At 40.4% G+C, this 2,371-nt stretch carries 4 protein-coding genes; 1 reads left to right on the forward strand and 3 read right to left on the reverse strand.

The features are described 5' to 3' along the window. The coding region (locus E1176_RS02230) for a DUF2795 domain-containing protein (RefSeq protein ID WP_155208947.1) at positions 1-196 on the forward strand (196 nt) is incomplete at its 5' end. Positions 197-248: 52 nt separating this feature from the next. On the opposite strand, the gene E1176_RS02235 is transcribed toward E1176_RS02230, so the two are convergent. The 3 genes from E1176_RS02235 to queA form a co-directional block, all read right to left on the reverse strand. Next, the gene (locus tag E1176_RS02235) at positions 249-929 is read right to left on the reverse strand and encodes a 2-C-methyl-D-erythritol 4-phosphate cytidylyltransferase (protein WP_155208948.1); all 681 of its coding nucleotides are present in this window, start codon (positions 927-929) and stop codon (positions 249-251) included. Positions 930-931: 2 nt separating this feature from the next. Continuing rightward, positions 932-1,315, reverse strand: coding sequence for a hypothetical protein (locus tag E1176_RS02240; RefSeq protein WP_155208949.1), 384 nt, complete (start codon positions 1,313-1,315; stop codon positions 932-934). Positions 1,316-1,453: 138 nt separating this feature from the next. Next, positions 1,454-2,371, reverse strand: a 918-nt coding sequence (queA, locus tag E1176_RS02245) for a tRNA preQ1(34) S-adenosylmethionine ribosyltransferase-isomerase QueA (protein WP_155208950.1), incomplete at its 5' end; no start/stop codon positions are given.

Here is a 2,371-nt window from a genome sequence, read left to right on the forward strand (position 1 = left end):
TTATCTCGAAGACGCCCCTTGGCCAGCAACTAAGGACGAACTGATTGATTACTCTATCAGAACCGGAGCACCTCTGGAGGTAGTAGAAAACCTGCAGGAGCTGGAAGATGATGGACAGCCATATGAAAACATCGAAGAAATATGGCCAGATTATCCAACCAAAGAGGATTTTTTCTTCAACGAAGACGAATATTAATTCTTAAAGAGAATTAAAAATATATTCACAGGCAGTTAATTTTCTGCCTTTCTTAGGAAATAGATTGCTTTAATAAAGCATCGGCTATAACCATGTCTTCTGGCGTGGTTATTTTTATATTAGCATAACTGCCCTCAAAAAGGGATATCTTATGCCCGGCCTTCTCAGCCACGCTAGCATCATCCGTAAGGTCCGGAGTCTCTTCAATACTGTATGCCCTTTTTATCAAATCCACTTTAAAAGTCTGCGGAGTCTGAATGAGCCTGTAGTTTGATCTATCTACCGCTTTTGTGGTGTCCTGATCCGTTTGTCGCAACGATTCCTTAAGCCTAACTGCGGCCACAGCGCTATTATGCACAGCAGCAATACGATAAGAAGCACCTATGGTATTGGCATTGATGAGGGGCCTTACTCCATCATGTATAGCAACCAGGCCTTTTTCATCTTTTATTTTGTCCAGACCATTTCTTACAGACTGAAACCTGGTGGCTCCGCCTTCTGCAACAATCACCTCTTTATCAAAGCCATATTTCTCACAAATCGACTGCCATGTGGTTATGTCAGATTTAGGTAAAACTAAAATGACTTTTATTTTTTTAGAATAAGAAAAAAAGGCATTGATGGTATGAAGTAAAACAGGAAGCTCATTTAAAAGCATAAATTGCTTCGGTGTTTCACTTTGCATGCGCGTTCCTTTACCTCCTGCTACGATTATGGCATATTCATTATTCATTACTAGCTGGCAACTTGTTTTGGTGTTGTAAACATAATCTTAAAAAAGGCCACACCAAAAACTCCATAGATAATCGATAAGACAATTAAAGGTGTAGAAGAATTTAAGGCCATAGTTTTAAGTAAAATTACACTGCCTACACTGTAATGCATGGCATTGGCAAGGGCAACAGGTCTGTTGTAAATTCCACCAATCAACCTGTCTTTAGACAACCAATTGACAGAGGCTAAGGCGATGAGTGCAATGCCAAGTAGCTTAATCGCTAAAACACCTATGGTTGAGGGCGCCTCATTATAAAATGAAAAGATCTCTTGTGGTAGAAATGAAATGGCTACGCCTAGCACACCTGAAAATATCCCTGAGAGTGATAATATTGTTTTATTCATAAATAGAAATGTAAGCTCAAGATTAGAGTTCGGCAAGTCAACCCAGATAGGTGGTTTATTTGAGACCTTTTCGGAATTTAGGCAAAAAGAAAGGCTTACAGTTGCCTGCAAGCCTTTACTCTAATGTGTTAGAATTTCCTATATGATGAGCATGGCGTCACCATAAGTAAGGAATCTATATTTCTCTTTCATGGCTACCTGGTACGCTTCCATAATGGTGTCATATCCACCAAAAGCACACGCCATCATTAGGAGTGTAGACTCAGGCATATGAAAGTTAGTAATCATTGCATTGCAGATTTTAAACTCAAAAGGCGGGAAGATGAACTTATCAGTCCAGCCTTCTTTTAGTTTAAGTCTGCCACTGGCAGAAACTGCAGATTCTAATGCACGCATTGAGGTAGTACCTACAGCACAAACACGCTTTTTCTTGTCGAGTGCGTTGTTTACCATCTCTACAGTATTAGGACCTACCTGGAAATTCTCAGAATCCATTTTGTGTTTGGTAAGGTCTTCTACATCTACCGGTCTAAATGTACCTAAGCCAATGTGTAATGTAATATTGGTTCTGTCGATACCTTTAATTTCCAGACGCTTGAGCAATTGCTCCGTAAAGTGTAAGCCCGCAGTAGGTGCCGCAACAGCCCCAATATTTTCTGCGTAGATCGTTTGGAATCTCTCTCTATGGAAAGTGTCTTCTTCTTCGCTCGTTTGAATATATTTTGGTACTGGCGTCTGACCTAGCGAGTCGATAGTTTTGTAAAACTCCTCGTCAGTTCCATCATATAAAAAGCGAATGGTTCGGCCTCTAGATGTGGTGTTGTCAATAACCTCTGCAACAAGGTCACCTTCACCAAAATATAGTTTATTGCCCACTCTTATTTTTCTGGCAGGATCAACTAATACGTCCCACAGGTGCATCTCTTTGTTAAGCTCTCTGAGTAAGAAAACCTCAATTTTTGCCCCTGTTTTTTCTTTGTTACCATAGAGCCTGGCCGGAAAAACCTTCGTGTCATTGGCAACCATCACATCACCTTCATTGAAGTATTCAACTAC

Source organism: Fulvivirga aurantia, from assembly GCF_009711475.1.
GTDB classification, from domain to species: domain Bacteria; phylum Bacteroidota; class Bacteroidia; order Cytophagales; family Cyclobacteriaceae; genus Fulvivirga; species Fulvivirga aurantia.

Excerpts from the sequence above, each read along its gene's own strand:
- E1176_RS02240 (WP_155208949.1), bottom strand. The coding sequence starts at position 1,315 with ATGAATAAAACAATATTATCACTCTCAGGGATATTTTCAGGTGTGCTA.
- E1176_RS02235 (WP_155208948.1), bottom strand. The coding sequence starts at position 929 with ATGAATAATGAATATGCCATAATCGTAGCAGGAGGTAAAGGAACGCGC.